We start from the raw sequence: 22,082 nt of genomic DNA on the forward strand, positions 1-22,082 counted from the left end.
TGGCAATGACAGAGATACAAGAACAACTGGAGCAGGAGTATCAGCGCTTCGTGGAGTTTGGCAATCTGCTAGACCGCAAAATGCGCCGCTACCTCGTGCACTACCTTCAGAATAAGCTGGAGCCGGGTCGGCATGTTGTCCCGGAACTCAACGATCAGTATTATGCTTATTTTCAGCAGGCACTGGATGAGCTGTTCTCCATACCGGGGCTGCTGGACCTGGCAGAGGGAAATGCCAAAATTACCAAACAGGTGGTGCTGGATATCCTGCGCTGGCTGCGCAAATCCTATGACAAAGCCCGTGCTAAGAATCCCTATGAAGATGAGCTGCAGCGACTGGAAGGCTGGGCTATAACCCCCATGCATGTCTTTGTGCGCCGCTGGCCCAACCTGCCCACTTTTCTGCGCACACAGTACAGCCGGGAAGAGATTGATTCGAACTTCTACCAGCACCGTTTCCAGCAGTTGATCGGAAACAAGGATTTCGATGAGCTCACCGCCGATGAAAAAGCCGGGGCAGAGCGTCTCCTCAAGGATGTGCTCGCCCAATGGGATGCCCGCCTGCACGCCAAAATCCTGGACTTCCAACTCAAAAAGCTGGACGAGGAAAAAGAAGCCTTCACCGCACTGGTGGAAAAAAAAGTGGATGAATACCAGAAGCTCTACGAGCTGGTCTCGCCTTTCTCCGACTACCTGGGCTGGGATATGTCGCGGGAGCTTTGGGAAGAAACTTCCTTTGATATCCTGGAGCAATACAACGAGCTGCTTGAAGATGAGCGCTCCCTGAAGGAACTGGCAGAAATGCTGGGCCGGATGCGGGAGGCGGAAATCGAAATCGAGGAAGAAACCTTCGAGAAAACCATCATCCGGCAGGAATGGAAAGTAGACGAAACGGCAAAGGCCGAGATCGTCGGCGTACACGAAAGCGACGACCTCAACAACCTCCTGAGCGCCGAAGCCAGCTTGCTTGGTGATGAGGACACTGAGCTACTCTTCCTGAAAAAGTACGCCGACAAAAACCTAATGACCTTTCGCTACGAAGACCGCAAACTGGTGCGCAGCGAGGATCAGCTCACTGAAATCAATCAGCGGGTGCGGCAAAAGGAGAAAGGACCTTTCATCGTATGTGTGGATACGAGCGAGAGCATGACCGGCCGGCCAGAGCAGATTGCGAAAGTCCTGTGCATGGGCATTCTCAAAATGGCGATCAATGAGAACCGCAGAGCCTACCTGATCAACTTCTCAAGGGGCATCAAAACCCTGGACCTTTACAATATCGCCGACTCCATCGATGAAATTGCCGCCTTCCTGCGCATGTCCTTTTACGGGGGCACAGATGTCAGCCTGGCGCTGTACGAGACTATCCGGCAGCTCAAGGGCAACGACTATGAAGATGCAGATGTGCTTATCATCTCGGATTTTATCATGTACAAGATTGACGACGATGTGCTAAGGGAGGTCCGGTACTTCCAGCAGAATAAAGGTACGCAGTTCCATAGCCTGACCCTAAGTGAGGAGGCTAACCCGGAAGTCCTGGAATTCTTTGACACCAACTGGGTCTACGACCCCAAACAAAAAGGGGTCATCCGGGAGCTGACCGCAGGACTGCAGGAGATACGGCACTGATAATTTTTGTGCGTCGTTAAACCCTTGTGCGTTTTGAAAGTCTTACCTTCAAAACGCACAACTTGCAAGCCACATTGACAGCAGCAACCGACGAACAGATACTGGTCCTTTTGCAGCAGCCCGACAGCCGGGAGCAGGGGTTCCGCCTGTTGATGTCGGTATACCAGGAGCGGCTGTACTGGCACATCCGCAAGATGGTCGGTACCCACAACGATACCGATGATGTGTTGCAGAACTGCCTGATCAAGGTCTTTCGCAACATCCATCGCTTCGAGGGTAAATCACAGTTGTACACCTGGCTTTACCGCATCGCGACCAACGAGGCACTGACCTTCCTGAAAAAGGCACAACGCCGGGCTACAGACTCCATCGAGGGGCACGCTGCTGTATTTCAGCTGCAGGCGGAAGCTTCGGTAGATGGCGAGAAGCTGTTGCAAAAACTGGATGCGGCAATCGGGGCATTGCCTGAAAAGCAAAAGCTCGTTTTCCGGCTGAGGTATTACGAAGAGATGAGCTACAAGGACATGTCCGTCAGGCTGCAAACTTCAGAGGGCGCACTTAAAGCTTCTTACCACCATGCTGTCCGGAAAGTTGAGGCTGCATTAAAAGAGGGACTATGAAAGAAAAGGAAAGTATACAACAAGAGCTGGATCAGCATGCACCATTGCTTGCGGAGGTCCGAAAGAATTTGGAGCCGGTGCCGGAAGGGTATTTTGAGACCCTGTCCGACCGGGTGCTGGCGGCTGCAAGTGAAAAACAGGTGTCGCCCCTTCAGGTTGTGCATATCAAAAGAGGTCAAAAATGGACCAACAGGCTTAAGGTTGCAGCAGCAGTGGCTGTGTTGGCTTTGGTAGCTGCAGGGCTTTGGCCGTCTCTGGCTTCCGGCTCAGCTGAGACCGTGAGCCTGGCCGATTTAAAACAGGAAGAAGCGGCAGCCTACATTCATTCCAATATCCGCGATTTTGAGCTGAGCCTGATGCAGGAAGCCGACCTGCTGGACGAAGCTGCGGTAAAAAATATGGACGTCTTGCCCCAGCTCGAGGAAGTCCCGCTGGACGAGTACCTGAAAGACCTGGAATACGAGGACATTGAAGCGTTTTTTTAACCCGATCAATCCAAAGCACATGAGAGATAGCAATCGATTATTGTTGTTAAACCTGCTACTACTCGTTGGCACCATAAGTTATGCCCAGCCCGGCCGCCCGTTCGATATGAGGAACGGCCCCCGCAATGAACGGGTGGAGGCTGCCCGAGTGGCCTATATCACTCAGCGATTGGGGTTGACGACTCAGGAATCTTCTGCCTTTTGGGCCCTCAACAATGAATACGAGACTGCACAGAGGGCTATTGAAGAAAAATATAAGCCGGACATTGCACCCGGGCAGATGACAAACGAGCAGGCGAGCAGGCATCTGGAAGACCGCCTAAAGGCAGAAACCGAACTGCTGGATCTTCGCAAAAAATACCATGCCCGCTTCCGGGAGATCCTCCCTGCTCGGAAATTGGTCCTTTTCCAGCAGGCAGACCGGGAATTCCGGCTGGAGCTACTCAAAAAGGTACGGGAAAACCGCCGGCCCGGAGGTCGGTTTTGAGTCTGTTGCAAAGTAAAATCAGCGAGTGCCTGCCCTGAATTTCGGGGGAGGCGCTTTGTGTGTCAGGAGCATGCCTTTGAGCAGGTACATATTCGTTGTTTTTTTGATATCAAAAAACAAATATATGTTGTTTATCATAAATTAAAAGTTTTTTTATCTGAATTGCTTCGGTTTTGTCGTTAAAAATTTGCCACTTCCTTTTCAAAACCTACCGTTCCATTAATCGCCCCGAATACAGGTGTTAAATTCTGGCTTTTCCGCCGAAGAATTCCATATCTTTAAAATAATTGTAATGCACAAATCATTATCTTAAAAGCCTGCACCGAAATAAGCAGTTTGACCATGCATCCTGAAAACGAATTTCATTTCCACAAATCTACGATTCAGCAGTTGCTGCAGCGATACGAAGCGCAATTCAGCATGGATCACCAAGTTTACTTTGAAGAAGCAGCGTACCTGCAAATCATTAGTTACTTTGAGGCGGACCATCAGTATTCCAAAGCATTGGAAGCTTCTGAACGGGGTATGGAACAGCATCCTTTGTCAATAGACCTGCTACTCAAGCATGCCCAGCTTTTGGTTGACAATTTAACGGCTGAAGCTGCTTTTCCCTATCTGGAAAAAGCACGTGCGATATCGCCCGGCGAAATTGAAGTGGAACTCCTGTATGCGGAGGCATTGATTGTGGACGAGCAGACAGAAGAAGGCTTTCGGATACTGAATTTCCTGAGAGAAGAAGCCAATGATGAGGAACTGAGCAGCATTCTTCTGGTGGAGTCTCTGGCATACGAGCAGGAAGAGTCCTACGAACGGATGTTTTATACCCTCCGCGAGGCGCTGCTTATGGACCCCACCAATCAGGCAGCGTTGGAGCGTATTGGGGTCTGCGTGGTGCAAAGTAAGAAGTACGAAGAGAGTATTGCACTGCATGAAGCGCTGCTGGCCGAAGATGCTTATCAGGCGCTGGCGTGGTACAACCTTGCACAGTCCCGCCTGTATGTTGGCAACTATGAGGGGGCTATTGAAGCTTATGATTTAGCCTTTACCATCGATGAGGACTTCCTGCAGGCCTGCCGTGATTGTGCTGATCTCTGCCTGGAACTGCAACAGTTTAACCGGGCGCTAAAATACTACATGGAACTGCTGGAACAGGAAGGGGCTGATGCGGACAGCGACCTGTACATTCAAATCGGGCAATGCAATCTGAGGCTCAACTGTCCGCAGGCTGCAGTAACTTTCTATATCCGCGCAGCTCAACTGGACCCGCGTAACTATTTAGGTCAATTTGCAAAATAGCGAAAAAATAGCGAACTAGCACAGGTGAACAAGGACGAGATCATAGCGCAACAAGCTGAGCAAATAGCAAAGCTGGAATCACTGCTGGAAGCAGCGCTGGCTCGTATTGCAGAGCTGGAAGCACAGCTGAAAGCCAACAGCCGGACTTCGTCGCGGCCTCCGAGCAGCGATGGGCTGAAGAAGGCCCCTGCTTTCCCGCGCAAGAAAGGCGGCAAGAAGGGAGGCCAGTCTGGGCATAAGGGGAAGACGCTTGAGATGGTCGCCCCGTCTGCAGCAGACCGCCTTGTTGTCCACCCGGTAGCTGAGCAAAAATGCAGCTGCGGCCAGAACCTGGAAAGCACTGTGCCAAGCATAAGCTTAGAGCGCCGCCAGGTTTTTGACCTCCCCCCGAAGCTTTTGCAAATAGAAGAGCACCGCCTGGAGGTCAAACATTGCCCTTGCTGTGGCGAGCAGCATACAGGCAGCTTCCCGTCCGGCGTGCCAGCCCCCGTACAATACGGCGACAGGGTACATGCCTTAGTCAGCCTGCTGAATGTGGAGCAAAGCATGCCCGTAGGGCGCATAGGGGAGCTCTTTGCCAGCCTGACAGGGTATGAGCTTAATGAGAATACAGTATCCACTTCCGTACAGCGCATGTACGGGAAGCTGGCCGATGATGAGGCGGTTATCAAAGAGCAGGCATTGTCCAGCCCCGTAGCGCATGCTGACGAAAGCGGTGCCCGGGTGGCAGGCAAACTGCACTGGGCACATAATTTTGTCTGTGGCCTGTTTACTTATCTGTTTGTGCATGAGAAAAGAGGCGCACAGGCGCTGCACAGCGACGAAAGCATAGCTCAAAACTATACAGGCACACTGGTGCACGACTGCTGGGCAAGCTATTTTGGCTTGGAAAACGCCCGCCATGCGCTTTGTGGGGCGCACTTGCTGCGCGAGCTTAGAGGCCTAGCTGAAAACCATGAGCGCCAGTGGGCTGACAAGATGCACAGTTTGTTAATGTACGCTTACGAATTTAGCAGTGGCGGGAGCTCAGTGCTGCCGGCTAAAAAATATAAAACGGTCCTGTCCCGCTACCGGCAAATCTTAAAAGAAGCCAGCCGTGAAGAGCCGCCGCCCGAACTCCGCCCAAAAGGCCGGGCGAAGAAAACAAAAGGGAGGAACCTGCTCGAAAGGCTGGAACGATACGAAGAAGAAGTACTGAGGTTCACGCGGGAGCACGAAGTGCCCTTCACTAATAACCTGGCCGAACGTGATATCCGCCCGTTAAAAACGAAGCTAAAAGTCAGTGGCTGCTTCCGTACCCTACAGGGTGCGCGGCACTATGCAAGGATCAAAAGCTTTTGCAGCACGGCAAAAAAGCACGGCTTGTCTGCCTATGAAGAGTTGCTCAACGCTTGGCGGGGCGAGTCGTTCCTTCGCAGCTACGCTGCCGCAGGAACCCACACCTAAATAGTTACGGACCCGCTTAATGATGAGATCTTCTTCTCAATAGGGGAGTGCTACGCGGCTGAGGGGCAATGGATGAATGCCATTCAGTACTTTGAAAAGGCGATTGAAGTGGAAGGGGAGCAGGAAGAATATTACGCGGCTCTTGGCGAGGCCTATTTCAATATGGGCAATACCGAGATGGCTGTGGAGCACCTCGAGGAAGCGATCGCGCTGAATGAACTCGAAGCCAGGTATTGGATATTACTGGCCACCTTCCTCATGGAAAAGGATCAGGCAGAAGCCGCTATGGATGTACTGGAAGCCGGAATGGAAGCCGTGCCGGGTACAGAGATCCTCTATTGCCGGATTGCCTGCTTATTCGCGATCGGTCAGCGGAATGCAGCACTTTACTGGCTGGGAGAAGCACTTCAGGAAGACTTTGGAATGTACCCTTCCCTTTTTGAGCTGATGCCAGACCTGCAGGCGGATCCTGAGGTCATGGCTATGATCAAAAACTTTGTCCTCTAGAGCTAATCCATTGAGTATTAGCTCCGGGCAATCTGATACGCGTGAACGGCTGCACCAACTGTACCCGCTGCGTTACGTAGTTCAGCTGGCTTAACGGGCACTTTCACGTCAATGACTTCTTCGTATTTACTGAACTTCTTGCTGGCACCGCCGCCCAAAATGATCAGATCGGGGTTGACAACCCGGGCGAGGTAGTGTAGATACTCATTGAATCTTTCCCCCCACTCTGTCCAGCTCAAGTCATTGATCTTCCGGGCTTTGCTCGAAGCATAAGCCTCTGCTATATCGCCGTGAAGCCGCATATGGCCGAATTCGGTATTAGGGACAAGTTTGCCATTGATGAACATCGCGGAGCCCAGTCCGGAGCCTATCGTAATTAAGACAACCACGCCATTTTGCCCCTTGCCAAGGCCAAAGCGCATTTCCGCCAATCCTGCAGCATCTGCATCGTTGAGCACCTCAACAGGGTTGTTGCACGCAAGAGAAAAAGATTCAATCACATTCGTTCCAATCCACTTCTTACTGATATTAGCGGCAGAATGCGCTTCACCTTGTTTAATGATGGCAGGGAATCCGCAACCAATGATGCCTTTGTAGTTGTGCATGCGAACCAGCTCCGCAAACGTCTCAGATACCGCTTCGGGGGTGGCCGGCTGCGGCGTTTCCAGCCGGAGCCGCTCGGTTTGGAGGGCACCTGTATTAACGTCTACTACAGCACCTTTAATGCCGGAGCCGCCTACGTCTACGCCCAAAATAAGATTGCCTGTGTACATATGTTTTTCATTTTTCCTGCATAAAAGCCTTCCGGGGCCTCAAGTTCGAATAAGCAAACCGGAGCCATGGAACTCTTAATCTGGTTCCGGTTTGCCAGTTGTATTGTACCGGCCCGCCTATCGGATGAGCCGAATCTTCATTTTCAGGTCCTCTTTTGGACGATCTCTTGGGTCTGTCGGCACTGCTGCCAGTTTGTCCAGGACTTCAAAGCCCTTCACCACCTGCCCGAATACCGTATAGCCCCGGTCGAGAAATGGCGTGCCTCCGTGCTCCAGGTAAGCTTCCTTTTGGCGGGTCGTATACCTAAAGCCTTTCTGTGCTTCTAATTGGGCAAGGTCTTGTTCGGTTACGCTTCGCCCGTGCACAATATAAAACTGAGAACCCGAAGACCGCTTTTGCGGGTTCACCGCATCACCGGTACGTGCTGCCGCTATAGCGCCCTTGATATGGACCAGGGAGTCTGCAAATTCTGCCGGAATGGTATACCCCGGGCCACCGGACCCCAATGCCTGCCCTGCGGGCGCATCCTTTGAATTAGGGTCCCCTCCTTGTATCATAAAGTTCTCAATGACCCGGTGGAACAGCAGCCCGTCGTAGTAGCCCTCCTGTACCAGTTTGACGAAATTGTCCTGATGCTGAGGGGTCGCATCGTATAGTTCTACGAGCATACTGCCGTGTATGGTTTCAATTTCGACCAGGCAGATTTCCGGTGGGGCAATAGAAACTGCTTGTTCGGTCACCCTCGCCTTGCCTTTTTCATTAATGGCTTTTAAGGAGATGGTATAGTTGCCAGACTGCCGGTAGGTATGGCTGGGCTCTGCCAGTTCGGAGGTGTTGCCGTCTCCGAAATCCCACTCATAGGTCGTAGCATTTTCTGACTGATTGTCAAAAACGATGGGGGAGAGCACTTTCTCTTCACCCTGCAGGCTGAAATTGGCCACCGGCCGCGCACAACTGCCCAGGATGATGGCTAGCATTACATATAATAAAGGTGTCCTTTTCATCAATCAACCAATTTTACAGTCATGCGGACATCTCTGACCGGGCGGTTGGCCTGGCCAGTCGGTACCGCAGCAATTTTATCAATTACGTCCAGCCCTTCCACGACTTCCCCGAAGACCGTATACTCCCCGTCAAGTACAGGAGAACCGCCAACTTCGAGATAGCGCTGCCGTTGCTCCGGCGTGTAGTTCTTGCCAAAATTTTGCTCCAGGTTGTCCATGTTCTCTTCAGTCAGAGGTTTCCCGTCTACGATGTAGAACTGAGAGCCTGAGGACTTGCGTTCCGGATTCTGTCTGTCCCCGAGCCGGGCTGCAGCAAGTGCGCCTTTAAAATGCAGTGCGCCAATTTCAGCAGGTAACGTGTAGCCCGGGCCGCCCTGTCCAAGCATCTGATCAGGGGCTGCGGTTTTGGAGTCCGGGTCGCCGCCCTGAATCATAAAGTCCTGAATAACGCGGTGGAAGAGCAGGTCATCATAGAAGCCTTCCTTTGCCAGCTTGATGAAGTTGTCCCGGTGCTGTGGAGTTGAATTGTACAGCCTGACTTTCATGTCACCGTATTCTGTACTTATGACAGCATAGGTGAAACCATCACCTTTCGGTGTACATTGCAGAAGGCCAGTTGATATGGCCAGCGTAGTTAAGAAAATAAGGAGATAACTTTTCATACGTTTGGTGTTATTCGTCTTCTAATCCGCCATTTTCCAGTTCAAGTTCCCGGAAGTATTGAATGGCATATTCTTTGAGTAGGTTTTCCTGGGCTTCCAGCCCCTGGGCTTCCACGGGGCGCCGTAGCTCGTAGTGGGGCCAGCCATCAGCATCTCTGCCTTTAAAGGCATAATGCCCGCCGTAACTCAGCAGGCGGCACACCGCGATATGCATCAGGTCTTGTTTTTCCTCTTTAGTGAAGGCTTCCTGCCACCGCCCCAGTTCTTGTATGCCTATCAGGAATAGTATGGCATTGAGGTCCGGAAGGTCCGTTCTGTCAAAGGTTTCTTTGACCAGGTGCCTTACGCGTAGCCATTCATAATCCAGCTCCCACTCCTTCATGTCACTTTTTTGAGGCGTAAATATACTTTACACGATTTGGTTTTATGCTACAGAAAACCGGCAATAATTGAATTAGCCAAAGCTTGATGCCTTACCGGCGATAACGGGGGTGGTATTGGAGCAGGGTCTCCCGCAGGTATTCCGTATCCATATGAGTGTAAATTTCTGTAGTGATGATAGATTCATGCCCAAGCATGTCTTGTACTGCTTTAAGATCGGCACCGCCTTCTATGAGGTGGGTCGCAAAGGAGTGCCTGAAAGTATGAGGGCTTATATTTTTCGGCAAGCCGGCATCCCGGGCAGCTGCTTTTACAATATTGAACACCATCACCCGGCTTAGCCCTGCTCCTCTGCGGTTAAGAAACAGGATGTCTTCCTGCCCCCGCCTGATGTTCATCTGCCCCCGCCGGCCTCCTTCCAGGTAGAGCTTTATATATTTGGTGGCGGCCTCGCCTATCGGAACGACTCTTTCCTTATTGCCCTTGCCCACTACCTTTACAAAGCCAATATCAAGGTACAGGTCGGAACGGCGCAGGCCAGTGAGCTCGCTTACGCGCAAACCACAGGCGTAAAGGGTTTCCAGAATAGCCCGGTTACGCTGCCCCAGTGGATGGCTGAGGTCTATCGCCTCCAACAACAGGTTGATCTCTTCGTAAGTGAGTACCGTTGGTATTTTTCGCCCGAGCTTTGGGCCGTCAATATGCTGGGTGGGGTCGGCGCTGGTGAGGTCCTCCAGCACCATATACTTATAAAAGGTCTTTAGGGCAGACAACAGGCGTGCCTGAGAACGTTCTGCAAGGCCCAGCCCCGATAGCCAAACCAAAAAGGCTTCAAGATGGTGCTGTTCCACTGAAGCGGGCCCGCAGTCGTATTCACGAAGTTCCAGGAATCGGACGAGCTTACTTAGATCGCTCAGATAGGCTGATACGGTGTGCTGCGAAAGGGATAACTCGAGCAGCAAGTAGGCTTCGAACCCCTTTTGAAAGCTTTTCCATTTTTGAGCGAGGTTACCGGACAATGCCACAAGTTTTGCTTGGTGAGCCCTAAAATTATTAAATGATGGCCTTAAATATGGATTTTTTAAATTAAATGTGTAAATTTGTAACCACTAAAAATGACAACAGCGCCTTTTCTAAGGCATCGAAGATATCCAAGAATGTGCATATTTGTTTAATGTTGGAGGGTCGAAATCTAGATGATTTCGGCCTTCGCTTTTTTAGTGCCTACCCTTTTTGCAGTTACCACAGACCTTGCCGCCTTTCCCGTAAAGTTGATAAAAGTCAACCGTATTTTTGTTACTTGTGTAAAAGAGTATTTTGATTTAATCAATTGGATTTAAAGTGTTTGTGTATATTTTAAATCAAATAATAAGTTGATTGGAATGTCACAAATGTATTATATTATTCATTTTTATTTTTGTGGTCATCAAAAACTGTCTTACATTTGTATCGAACAGAGAATGTTCCTCCTTACCAATCCTAATGATTCCCCTTTAAAAGTATGGTTTCCCTTTTGCGGGACCTTGAGTCTTTATTGAGCTTGACAGTCCGTCTCTTTTATCCCGTCCAGGATACAAGGACTCAATATTGCTCAGGATTCCCCTCAGAAGAGGAATATTGTTAAAAGCATTTAACGGTACACTAACACAAACACAACACTTAAACCACCAAGAGGTAGGTATAAGTCATTCAGGTGCATCAGAAATCAGGCTTTAAGGTTTCCAAGACTGATGAAGCCAGGCTTTCTTCCTGATTTGACGAATACTTTCAAATTACCTCTTTTCTTTCCAGTTAAATGCTTCATAATGATTCCCCGGGGTGAGCTTAGCTCACCTGTCGGCATTGTGTGTTTTGTCAAAGCCTTTTGGCAGCGGCAGGGCTTGCACTCCATTGCTTGCAACCAAGCATCTGGAAAGGGTCGGTCTATGTACCAATTTCACACAGTGCAAATTAATCAGAACACCTTGTTTGATAAAGGAACGGTAGTAAGTCATTATCGGTCAATCACATTAATTAATTGCACCATGTTATCCATTAACAAACCACTTTGCACACTTAAGAGAACGGAATATGGCACTCAGTCGCCTGTGTCCGGAAATCCACTAACAGTACTTGGGCTGCATGTTTTGCTGCTTTTTTCTTCAATTCAGGTTGCTACGGGGCAGGGGACTGCGATGGGCTCTGCACTCGTTCCGCCTTCCACTGACTGTGAGCAGCCGGTTGTTGTGGCTGTCTCTACCGCACAGGAAACGGCATGCGGAAACCAGGATGGCAAAATCAGCATACAGGTTCAGGATGAGGAGCAGGACGCAACCTATACCGTTATCCTGACTCAGGAGAAAAAACAGGTACAGTATAGCAGCCTTTCGGCTCCCAATGGGATGGTCAAAATCTCCAACCTGGTGCCTGCTGGTTTTACAGGCATTCAGATTGTCCGGGAACAAGACGGTTGTGCTTCGGCTTTTTTCGATGAACCATTTCTGATAAAGCCTGCCTGCCTGCCTGCCAACACCAGGAATACAACCTGTGGCGGGGGCGTATTTCCACATCAGAACTGTGAAGGGCAAACTATTTACATTAATGGCAATAACATCGCACCTCAGACTTTTATCTACCTCGACGATGATTACCTGGGCTGCATAGGTTACGTCAACAGTAACTGCCAGATTGAACAGGAAGAAGGGGTGTACTGTGGTGACCATCAGCTTACGGAGCCGACTCCAAATAACGGGTACGACTACGGAGACGTTGTGTTTACCAAAGAAACCGGACTGGTCAGTAACCTTGGAATTTCTGAACTGGAAGCAGAGCGCATTAATTGGATAATGTGTAACGGCCCCGCCCAGGGCTATTCCAAATCGGATATCAACCAGGCCATCTGGCACTTCTCTAGCGGCTACAGCAATTGTAATGCCCTCTGCCAGGCTGCAGAAGGAGCGGTGAATACCGTACAGGGAGGCATTGACAGCCAAATGGAAGTTTACATGCCTCAAAGCAGCAATATTCAACCATTCATTGTGAATAGCTGTGCTTGTGTAGCGTCGGTCGACGGCTTGTTTGTCAACGATTATAATGGCGATAATAATGTCTTAGAGATCACAAATGGTGCAATGCTCGATCTCAACACACTGCCTGCGAACTTCCGCCTTGAAGCTGACGTAAGCGGTTTTGTAGGCAGTGTTAGGTTCACGATTACCGGTGATGACAATAGCACGAATGTCGAGAACTCAGCACCTTATAATGCTCCGGGAGGGTCCAGTCTATGGAATCCGATAGCGGGGAATTATACGGTAAACGTAAAGGTATATTCCCTGCCAAATGCAGTGGGTGTGCTATGTGCAGAGGAAACTATTTCCTTTTCCATTTTCCCAGGTGGCACTCCTCCGGTACCAACTACTCCGGCGCCTGATACCTGGGCCTATGATTGTGATGATAATGTAACCATCGATTTCTACGGTAGTGGCGCCAATTGTTCTGATAATCCAGATGCGGAAGTGATTATCAACAACACCGCAGGCGTCTTTCAAACGGTGGTCGAAGTGGTATATAAAAACCAATACCCGGGTAGTGAGGTCGTCGTCACAGCAGGCGGGACCAATTATATATTGCCTGAGGTTGATATCAGTGGCACAAGTTCCAGCGTTTATGTCTACCGGGGGCTGATCGCTGCGCCAGTTGGTAGTGTGAGCCATAATACTGAAACGAGCGGTTGTGGTAGCCAAAACGGCCTGCAGTCACTCACTGCCTACGCTTTCAGAAATACAACCATTAAGCGTGCTTCGTCCGGTGAGTTCACGGAGCTGAGCGGATTTTGCGACCTGCAGACTTTTAGCATTGCTATACCAACCGATGATCAGGAACGCGACCTTTCCATATTACTACCTATCTCAGAGCTTACTGATGATGGACGATTCATGACCATACGTGCCAATGCAGGTGGTGTTACCGGGTCCACAACGATCTTCGGCCCGGATGGTGATTGTTGTCAGGCTGCGCCTGTAATCAACCTGCAAAACGTACCAGGTTCTGTCTCATCGGTAACCATTGACGTGGACACCCGCAGTAGCCAAAATCCGAATGGCAGCGGTTGCGGGCAGTCATGGGTTATTGCCGGCCTGACTTATGTGGATGTGGATTGCCCGGAGCCTTTGAGCTCAGACTATGGGGATGCACCAGATTCATACGGCAGCATCTGCTACTACATCGACGATGCTAACCCGACCCGCCTGGGCGCAACGGTAGACAGCGACGACAATTTCCAGAGTAGCGCTAACGCTGATGGCGATGATAACGATGGCAATAATGATGATGACGGCGTGACTTTCGCCAATCCTTCCGGATTGACAGCGGGCGCTTCTGAATCAGTTACCGTCACATGGTCGACTAATGACAATGATTCCTACATCTCTGCCTGGATCGACTTCAACCAAAACGGAACTTTCGATGCCAACGAAAAGGTGATCGACGATTTCGAGCAAGGCGCATTTAATAATACTTCCACAGGGGCTGAATCTTTCACCTTTATGGTACCAGCCGATGCAGTCTGCGGTACAACTTTCGCCCGCTTCATCATCACCAGCGATCCCAACGAAGGGCCGACCGGTGATTTTTGCAATTCCGGCAACACCTCTGATGATGGGGAAGTGGAAGACTATCAGGTGACCATCCTTAGCGGATTGGAAGCTGAAATTACTGGTAGCGATGTTGTTTGCTCCGGGGGAACAACCACACTCACCGCAAGTGGAGGGACTGCCTTCATTTGGAATACAGGTGAGACAACTGCTTCCATTAATGTTGGAGCTGGAAATTACAGTGTAACAGTGACCAACAATAGTGATTGCTCTGACGCAGCCTCTTTTGCTGTTTCGGAAAGTGATTTGCTGGAAGTTGGCGTTTTTAGTACTGATGCAGGCTGCACCATTAATAATGGCACAGTGGCTGCTGATCCTTTTGGTGGCACTGCGCCTTATTCCTATTCTTGGAACAACGGTGCGACCACCAGTAACCTTACCGGATTGTCGGCAGGGATATACACTGTGACCGTCACCGATGCGAATGGGTGTACCGCAACAGGACAGGCAGAAGTTGGTACAGCCACCGGCCCATTGGCGAATATAGAGTGTGTCGACGACCCCGTTGTCCACCGCACTGCGTCCAACAGCAGCAAGACCTGCGGTACACTGGTTTACGGATTCTATACAGGAAATATGCTCAACAACTGGACCAGTGAAAAACACTGGACTATTTCAGATACCGACTTCAAGGAATATTCGAACGGTACCGCTGTGATGAACGCCACAGCCGTAAATAAATCGAATGCCAACCTGATTTTTCATATCAACGTAGTATTCGCGGGCCGCACTTACGCTACTCCATCGGGAAGTCCGAAAGAGAGCACACAGTGCGTAGGCAATTTGGACAACAGCGACTGGTACTACTACACGATCACCAAAGGGAATATGGCTGGTGCCGGCGACTTGGCAGGCGCACAGGTGTCCTTCGATCGTGCTGGTCCTTCTTTCCAGGTCGGTACAGGCGCTAACCTGAATGACGCCGGTAAGTTTGGCGCTTCCGGCTGGCTAAACCTAAACATCAATAGCCAACCTGCAAATGGCCCGGCTCTTATAGGAGGTGCCATGGGTGACTTTAATATCAATCTTTCCGGTGCTACGCTGCCAGAAGAACTGGCAAGCGGCTGTCTTGAAATATGTGTTGGCGAATCTGTAGAACTCTTTGCTAATGCTACCGCAGGTACACCGGGCTATACTTATCAATGGAGCACCGGATCAACAAGTGCGCAGATTACAGTGTCCCCAACTCAGACCGCCACTTATAGCCTGACTGTTACCGATGCGAATGGCTGTACAGATGTAGCAACAGCAACTGTGACCGTCAATGATCCGCCATCAGTTACTGCAAATGGAACAGATGCAACATGCGGTGAATCCAACGGTAGTGCAGAAGTTGTAGCCAGCGGTAACGCGCCTTTCACTTATGACTGGAGCACTGGTGCAACAACGGCTGTTATCAATAATCTGTCGGTCGGCACCTACACGGTTACGGTAACGGATGCGAACGGCTGCCAGGCCACTGCAAGCACAACGATTTCCGATCAGGGCGGTCCCACCCTTGCGATCAGCGCGACTGACGTAGACTGCTTCGGCGCCTCCACAGGGGGCGTAAGCCTGACGGTGAACGGCGGCACGGCCCCATTCAGCTATGAGTGGAGCAACGGCGCAACGACAGAAGACCTGGACAACGTAGCGGCGGGCACCTACAGCGTGACCGTGACGGACAACAACGGCTGCGAAGCTACCGCAAGCACGATGGTCAGCGAGCCGCCTGCATTGAGCCTGAGCATCTCCGGTGAAGACGTGGACTGCTTCGGCAACGCCACCGGCTCAGCCGATCTGAGCGTCAGCGGCGGCACTGCGCCATACACTTATGCATGGAGCAACAACGCCACGACTCAAAATATAGACAACCTGGCAGCAGGTACTTACGAAGTGACGGTGACGGACGCGAACAACTGCGAAGCCACAAAGAGCGTAACCATCAACGAGCCGTCTGCATTGAGCCTGAGCATCTCCGGCGAAGACGTGGACTGCTTCGGCAACGCCACCGGCTCAGCCGATCTGAGCGTCAGCGGCGGCACTGCGCCATACACTTATGCATGGAGCAACAACGCCACGGCTCAAAATATAGACAACCTGACAGCAGGCACTTACGAAGTGACGGTGACGGACGCGAACGGTTGCGAAGCGATAGAGAGCATCACGATCAACGAGCCCACGGAGCTTGAGGCCGGCGCGACAAGCGTATCCTCTACCTGCGGTGCAGCGAACGGCAGCGTTACAGCGACAGCGACAGGCGGCACGATGCCTTACACCTACGTATGGAGCACAGGCGATCAGACAGCGATGGTAAGCGGCCTGATGGCGGGCACCTACACCGTGACGGTGACAGACGCGAACAACTGTACGGCTATAGCTAGCACTACAATCGTAGACGAAAGTGCTCCCGAGCTTGTCATCGTCCCAACGAGCCCTGACTGTTTTGAAAAGCCAACGGGCAGCGTTGATTTGACTGTAAACGGCGGTACCGCTCCATTCACCTTTATGTGGAGTAACAATGCAACGACAGAAGACCTGAACAACGTAGCGGCCGGCAACTACAGCGTGACCGTTACGGACAATAACGGCTGCGAAGCCACCATACAAACCACAGTTACTCAGCCGGAGCAATTGGAGCTTTCTATTGCAGGTCAGGACGTGGATTGTTTCGGCAATGCAACAGGTGCTGCTGATCTGACGGTGACCGGCGGTACTACTCCATACACTTACGCATGGAGCAACAACGCTACTACACAAGATATTACGGATCTCGTTGCGGATACCTACAGTGTAACTGTAACGGATGCGAACGGATGCCAGGCGTTTGATCAGATTCTGATTGAAGAACCGGCGGTACTCGCCCTGACGATTATGGGTGAGGACGTAGACTGCTTCGGCAATGCTACCGGCTCGGCTAACCTGGAAGTAACCGGCGGTACAGCGCCTTATACCTACATTTGGAGTAACGGTGCAATTACCGAGGATATTAACGGGCTCCTGGCCGGTAATTACGAAGTAACCGTAACCGATGCTAATGGATGTGCCGCAGAGGAAACGGTAGTCATCGATCAGCCGGATAACTTAACCGCAATTACAGGCAGCGTAGCTTCCACTTGTGGAGATGCTAATGGGTCGGTATCCGTCGATGCAGCTGGTGGTACAGAACCATACACCTACAATTGGAGCAATGGGGGAACCAAGGCTATGGTCACAGACCTGCTGGCAGGCGATTACTTTGTTACAGTAACGGATGCGAATGGTTGTCAGACCACCTCAAGCACTGCTGTACAGAATATCGGAGGCCCACAGGTCATGGTGAACAGCCCATCTGCATGCCCGGATGAGGAGGTTAGCCTCACGGCAAGCGTTTCAGGCGGTACTACTCCGTTTACTTTTGAGTGGGAAACCTCGGAAACAACAGCAAGCATAACGGTATCTACAGGGACTACCGCTACCTACACCGTGACGGTTACTGATGGCAATGGTTGCGAAGCCGTGGCTACGGGTACCGTAACTATCTTTGAAACTCCGGTAGCTGATGCCGGAGAGGATACGGCAATCTGCCTGGGTGAAAGTCAAGAGCTGATTGCATCAGTCACCAATGGCACTGCTCCGTACACTTACCTTTGGAGCACGAACGAAACAACAGCCGAAATTACAGTTAATCCAACGGTTACCACAACCTACCAGGTTACCGTGACCGATAACAACGGCTGTGAAGATATAGACGAAGTAATGGTCACCGTCAATCCGCTACCCGTAGCTGATGCCGGTGATGACGTAACTGTATGCCTGGGGCAGTCCGTAAGCCTTATGGCTTCCGGCATGAACGGCACCGCACCCTATACTTATACCTGGAGCACCAATGCTACAACCGCAGGTATCACCGTTACGCCAACTGAAACGACAGATTACTTCGTGACCGTAACGGATGCGAATGGTTGTATCGATGTGGATATGGTAACGGTTACCATTGACCCAAATCAGTGTGCAAGCATTGGAGACTTTGTCTGGGAAGACCTCGACCGCGATGGTGTACAAGACAGCGGAGAGCCGGGTATCGAAGGCGTGCCGGTTAGCTTACAAGATGAGAATGGAGTTGAAGTCGGAACTACAGCTACTGATATGAACGGCTTCTACCAGTTCACAGGGCTGATCCCTGGTGATTATCAGGTACAGTTTGGTACGCCAACTGGCTTTAATCCTACATTAGATAATGTTGGAGATGATGCCATGGACAGCGATGCTGTAGGGGGGATCAGCCAGATCGTGACCGTCAATAACGGAGACAATATCACCACGATTGATGCAGGCTTCTACGCCCCGGCTTCCATTGGAGACTTTGTATTCCTGGATGAAAATGGCAATGGTCTGCAGGACAGTGGAGAGCCTGGTGTTTCCGGCGTAACGGTCTCCCTGACAGATGCAGCCGGCAACCCGGTAACGGATGCCGATGGCAACGCCGTGTCCGCTATCACTACAGGGACAGACGGGCTTTACAGCTTTACTAACCTGATCCCCGGTGACTATATCGTTAATTTCAATAACCCTAATGCCACACAGGAGCTGACGGGTGAGAATGTGAACGGCGAAGCCGACGATGAAGGCAGCAATGATAGCGACGCTAACTTTAGCACGGGCAATTCTGACGTCGTAACTCTGACTAGCGGTGAAAATGAGCCCGATATTGATGCAGGCTACTTCCCGCTGCAGGCATCTGTAGATATTGAGAAAGCAACTAACGGACAGGACGCGGACACGCCAGAGCAATCTGTGATCGTTTTCGTCCCAACGGATGACAACCGTCAGCCTACCGGAGAGGCGACCGTAACCTGGACTTACGTAGTGACTAATACAGGTAACACAACTCTGGTCGACCTGGAGGTCGTAGATGATCAGGAAGGCATGGTAGGCACAATTGCCAGCCTTGCGCCTGGTGAGTCTGAAACCTTTATGATTTCAGCAGAAGCTGGTCTGTGGCAATACATGAACCTCGCCACCGTAACAGGACAACCGGTCGGTGCAGATGGAAACCCTGTGCTTACAACAGTGACCGATGAAGATCCATCTCACTACATCGGCCTCGATATCAATATCGAGAAAACTGCCGACAAGACAGAAATTTGTGCCGGCGAGGAAGTCACCTTTACCCTCACTACTCGTTTGATTGGTGGTGCACCGGGTATTGAACTTTGCAATGTAAGTGTGGACGACTCCAACCTGCCTGACGACCTAATGCCTGGCGATGCCTTCTTTATTGGGACTGATGCTGACGGCGATGGATGCGTGGATTTCATGGATGAGGATGGTGATGGCGTAAACGACGAAGAGTTCGTTTGGGTCTATACCGTTGTGTATAATGAAACGACTACCAATATCGCTTCGGATATGGCAGACGTCATCTTCAACGGCGTCAATACCGGTATGACTATCGATGAAACGGACGAAGTGACCATTACCGTAAATCAGGACCTCTGCGCAAGCATTGGGGACTACGTATGGAGTGACCTCGACGCCGATGGTATTCAGGATAGCAATGAACCCGGTATCGAAGGGGCGGAAGTCAAACTCCTGGATGCTGATGACAACGTGCTGGAAACAACATCTACTGACTTTAATGGCTTTTACAGCTTTACTGAGCTGACCCCGGGTGACTATAAGGTGATGTTTACCACACCAACCGGCTTTACTGCCAGCCCTGACAATGAGGGCGTTAATGATGAAGTAGACAGTGATGCTGTCGCAGGTATGACCGGTATCATCTCACTTGAGACAGGAGAAACGGATAATTCAAATGATGCTGGTTTTGTGGCACCACCGGTCATCACACTTGACAAATCGTTTGTTAGTGCGGTGCAGCAGCCGGATGGCAGCTTTGATGTTACCTATCAGGTGACCGTTGAAAACACGGGTGGTATCACAACTTATGACCTGGAAGATACACCGGGCTTTGATGATGACATTACAATCAATAGTGCAAGCTTCACCAGTGATGCTCCTGGCAATACAGGTGGTACGTTGAGTGGCAGTGTGTACAGCCTTGCAGAGGATCAGATCATTGGTAATGGCGTATCTCATGTGTACAATATCCTGGTTAATGTGGGTATCAGCATGACCGATCAGGTAGGCAACAATACTTACACAGGTTGTGGCAGTGCAACTGGTACGCCACAGGCAGGTGAAGGCTTGTTTAACCTTGCCGGACTTGACTTAAATAATGACGGGACACCAGAATTTACAGATCAGGCATGCGGCGATTTGCCAGCTATTGAACTGGAGAAAAACTTTATCAGTGCAGTTCAGCAAAGCAACGGCGTTTATACTGTGACTTATGAAGTATCGGTGGCTAATAGCGGAGGAGCAGCAGGTGCATACGACTTGTTGGATACGCCCGGTTTTGACGATGACATCACAATCACCGGAGCTGCATACACCAGCAATGCAGCCGGCAATACCTCTGGTACGCTGACCGGTAATGGTCCATGGACACTTGCAGATGATCAAAGTATTGCTGCCAATACCACACATCTGTATACGCTCACTGTCAATATAGCCTACAACGTAAGCGATGGGCAGGGGGATGATATTTATACGGCATGTGGAGCCACCACGGGTACACCACAATCTGGAGAAGGCTTATTCAATGAAGCCGAAATCGACCTGAATAACGATGGAACGCCTGAGGATACGGATGAGGATTGCGGAGACCTGCAGTTGATCGACCTTGAGCTGACCAAAGTAGTGGACAACGCTACGCCGAACGTCGGTGAGGAAGTCACCTTCACGGTCACGGTAGAGAACCAGGGCCCAAGCGACGCCACCGGCGTAGCGGTGCGGGACAACCTTCCAAGCGGCTACACCTTCGTGAGCAGCAACGGCGCGTACAACGACGCCACCGGCATCTGGACAATCGGTGGTCTGGCCAACGGCGCGTCCGTAAGCTTAGAGATCACGGCTTCAGTGAACGCCACAGGCGACTACTTCAACGTAGCCGAAGTGAGCGAAGCGAACGAAGACGATATAGACTCTACACCAGACAACGACGACGGCGACCAGTCGGAGGACGACGAGGACAGCGCGGAGACGACTCCGAACCCAATCATCGACCTTGAGCTGACCAAAGTAGTAGACAACGCCACGCCGAACGTCGGTGAGGAAGTGACCTTCACGGTCACAGTAGAGAACCAGGGCCCAAGCGATGCCACCGGCGTAGCGGTTCGGGACAACCTTCCAAGCGGCTACACGTTCGTGAGCAGCAACGGCGCGTACGATGACGCCACGGGTATCTGGACAATCGGCGATCTGGCCAACGGCGCGTCCGTAAGCTTAGAGATTACAGCGAGCGTTAACGCCACAGGCGACTACTTCAACGTAGCCGAAGTGAGCGAAGCGAACGAAGACGACACCGACTCCACGCCAGACAACGACGACGGCGACCAGTCGGAGGACGACGAGGACAGCGCGGAGACGACTCCGAACCCAATCATCGACCTTGAGCTGACGAAAGTAGTGGACAACGCCACGCCGAACGTCGGCGAAGAAGTGACCTTCACGGTCACGGTAGAGAACCAGGGCCCAAGCGACGCCACGGGCGTAGCGGTGCGGGACAACCTGCCGAGCGGCTACACCTTCGTGAGCAGCAACGGCGCGTACAACGACGCAACGGGCATCTGGACAATCGGCGACCTGGCCAACGGCGCGTCCGTAAGCCTTGAGATCACGGCTTCAGTGAACGCCACGGGCGACTACTTCAACGTAGCCGAAGTGAGCGAAGCGAACGAAGACGACACCGACTCCACACCAGACAACGACGACGGCGACCAGTCAGAGGACGACGAGGACAGCGCGGAGACGGATCCAAACCCGATCATCGACCTTGAGCTGACGAAAGTCGTAGACAACGCCACGCCGAACGTCGGCGAAGAAGTGACCTTCACAGTCACGGTAGAGAACCAGGGCCCGAGCGACGCCACGGGCGTAGCAGTGCGGGACAACCTGCCGAGCGGCTACACCTTTGTGAGCAGCAACGGCGCATACGATGACGCTACGGGCATCTGGACAATCGGCGATCTTGCCATGGGCGCGTCCGTAAGCCTTGAGATCACGGCTTCCGTCAACGCCACAGGCGACTACTTCAACGTAGCCGAAGTGAGCGAAGCGACCGAAGACGACACCGACTCGA

Annotated in this window: 13 protein-coding genes; 8 read left to right on the forward strand and 5 right to left on the reverse strand. The window is 51.4% G+C overall.

The genetic code is table 11. The features are described 5' to 3' along the window. The first annotated feature begins 5 nt into the window (after positions 1–5). The 7 genes from IX84_RS11160 (at position 6) to IX84_RS11190 (ending at position 6,466) form a co-directional block, all read left to right on the forward strand. On the forward strand, positions 6–1,625 hold the full coding sequence (locus IX84_RS11160) for a VWA domain-containing protein (protein WP_160213732.1): 1,620 nt from the start codon (positions 6–8) through the stop codon (positions 1,623–1,625). A gap of 62 nt (positions 1,626–1,687) precedes the next feature. After that, positions 1,688–2,245 (forward strand): RNA polymerase sigma factor, encoded by a 558-nt coding sequence (locus tag IX84_RS11165; protein WP_238578261.1) that lies wholly within the window; start codon positions 1,688–1,690, stop codon positions 2,243–2,245. After that, positions 2,242–2,730, forward strand: a complete 489-nt coding sequence (locus IX84_RS11170) for a hypothetical protein (RefSeq protein WP_044220236.1) — start codon at positions 2,242–2,244, stop codon at positions 2,728–2,730. Before IX84_RS11165 ends, IX84_RS11170 begins: the two co-directional genes overlap by 4 nt. A 19-nt stretch (positions 2,731–2,749) precedes the next feature. Then, on the forward strand, positions 2,750–3,217 hold the full coding sequence (locus tag IX84_RS11175) for a hypothetical protein (protein WP_152605003.1): 468 nt from the start codon (positions 2,750–2,752) through the stop codon (positions 3,215–3,217). Between the two features lie 420 nt (positions 3,218–3,637). Then, positions 3,638–4,513, forward strand: coding sequence for a tetratricopeptide repeat protein (locus IX84_RS11180; protein ID WP_160213733.1), 876 nt, complete (start codon positions 3,638–3,640; stop codon positions 4,511–4,513). 24 nt (positions 4,514–4,537) lie between these two features. Next, positions 4,538–5,959 (forward strand): IS66 family transposase, encoded by a 1,422-nt coding sequence (gene tnpC / locus IX84_RS11185; protein ID WP_052515688.1) that lies wholly within the window; start codon positions 4,538–4,540, stop codon positions 5,957–5,959. A 27-nt stretch (positions 5,960–5,986) separates the two neighbouring features. Further along, positions 5,987–6,466, forward strand: coding sequence for a tetratricopeptide repeat protein (locus tag IX84_RS11190; RefSeq protein WP_394333431.1), 480 nt, complete (start codon positions 5,987–5,989; stop codon positions 6,464–6,466). 17 nt (positions 6,467–6,483) lie between these two features. On the opposite strand, the gene ppgK is transcribed toward IX84_RS11190, so the two are convergent. The 5 genes from ppgK to xerD all read right to left on the reverse strand — a co-directional run bounded on the left by ppgK (position 6,484) and on the right by xerD (position 10,306). Further along, positions 6,484–7,239 (reverse strand): polyphosphate--glucose phosphotransferase, encoded by a 756-nt coding sequence (gene ppgK / locus IX84_RS11195; RefSeq protein ID WP_044220245.1) that lies wholly within the window; start codon positions 7,237–7,239, stop codon positions 6,484–6,486. Positions 7,240–7,356: 117 nt separating this feature from the next. After that, positions 7,357–8,244 (reverse strand): peptidylprolyl isomerase, encoded by an 888-nt coding sequence (locus IX84_RS11200; RefSeq protein ID WP_044220248.1) that lies wholly within the window; start codon positions 8,242–8,244, stop codon positions 7,357–7,359. Next, positions 8,244–8,906: a peptidylprolyl isomerase gene (locus IX84_RS11205; RefSeq protein WP_044220251.1), complete on the reverse strand. Its 663-nt coding sequence runs from the start codon at positions 8,904–8,906 to the stop codon at positions 8,244–8,246. Before IX84_RS11205 ends, IX84_RS11200 begins: the two co-directional genes overlap by 1 nt. A gap of 10 nt (positions 8,907–8,916) precedes the next feature. After that, positions 8,917–9,288: a hypothetical protein gene (locus IX84_RS11210; RefSeq protein ID WP_044220253.1), complete on the reverse strand. Its 372-nt coding sequence runs from the start codon at positions 9,286–9,288 to the stop codon at positions 8,917–8,919. A 91-nt stretch (positions 9,289–9,379) separates the two neighbouring features. Beyond that, a complete protein-coding gene (gene xerD / locus IX84_RS11215) occupies positions 9,380–10,306 on the reverse strand; it encodes a site-specific tyrosine recombinase XerD (RefSeq protein ID WP_052515952.1) in 927 nt (308 codons plus the stop codon). 1,005 nt (positions 10,307–11,311) lie between these two features. Here xerD and IX84_RS11220 point away from each other — a divergent pair. Beyond that, positions 11,312–22,082: SdrD B-like domain-containing protein (locus IX84_RS11220; protein ID WP_160213735.1), on the forward strand; the 10,771-nt coding region annotated here is incomplete at its 3' end.

Origin of the sequence: Phaeodactylibacter xiamenensis (assembly GCF_000759025.1) — a bacterium.
Classification (GTDB): domain Bacteria; phylum Bacteroidota; class Bacteroidia; order Chitinophagales; family Saprospiraceae; genus Phaeodactylibacter; species Phaeodactylibacter xiamenensis.

Excerpts from the sequence above, each read along its gene's own strand:
- IX84_RS11160 (WP_160213732.1), top strand. The coding sequence starts at position 6 with ATGACAGAGATACAAGAACAACTGGAGCAGGAGTATCAGCGCTTCGTG.
- IX84_RS11170 (WP_044220236.1), top strand. The coding sequence starts at position 2,242 with ATGAAAGAAAAGGAAAGTATACAACAAGAGCTGGATCAGCATGCACCA.
- IX84_RS11175 (WP_152605003.1), top strand. The coding sequence starts at position 2,750 with ATGAGAGATAGCAATCGATTATTGTTGTTAAACCTGCTACTACTCGTT.
- IX84_RS11180 (WP_160213733.1), top strand. The coding sequence starts at position 3,638 with ATGGATCACCAAGTTTACTTTGAAGAAGCAGCGTACCTGCAAATCATT.
- ppgK (WP_044220245.1), bottom strand. The coding sequence starts at position 7,239 with ATGTACACAGGCAATCTTATTTTGGGCGTAGACGTAGGCGGCTCCGGC.
- IX84_RS11200 (WP_044220248.1), bottom strand. The coding sequence starts at position 8,244 with ATGAAAAGGACACCTTTATTATATGTAATGCTAGCCATCATCCTGGGC.
- IX84_RS11205 (WP_044220251.1), bottom strand. The coding sequence starts at position 8,906 with ATGAAAAGTTATCTCCTTATTTTCTTAACTACGCTGGCCATATCAACT.
- IX84_RS11210 (WP_044220253.1), bottom strand. The coding sequence starts at position 9,288 with ATGAAGGAGTGGGAGCTGGATTATGAATGGCTACGCGTAAGGCACCTG.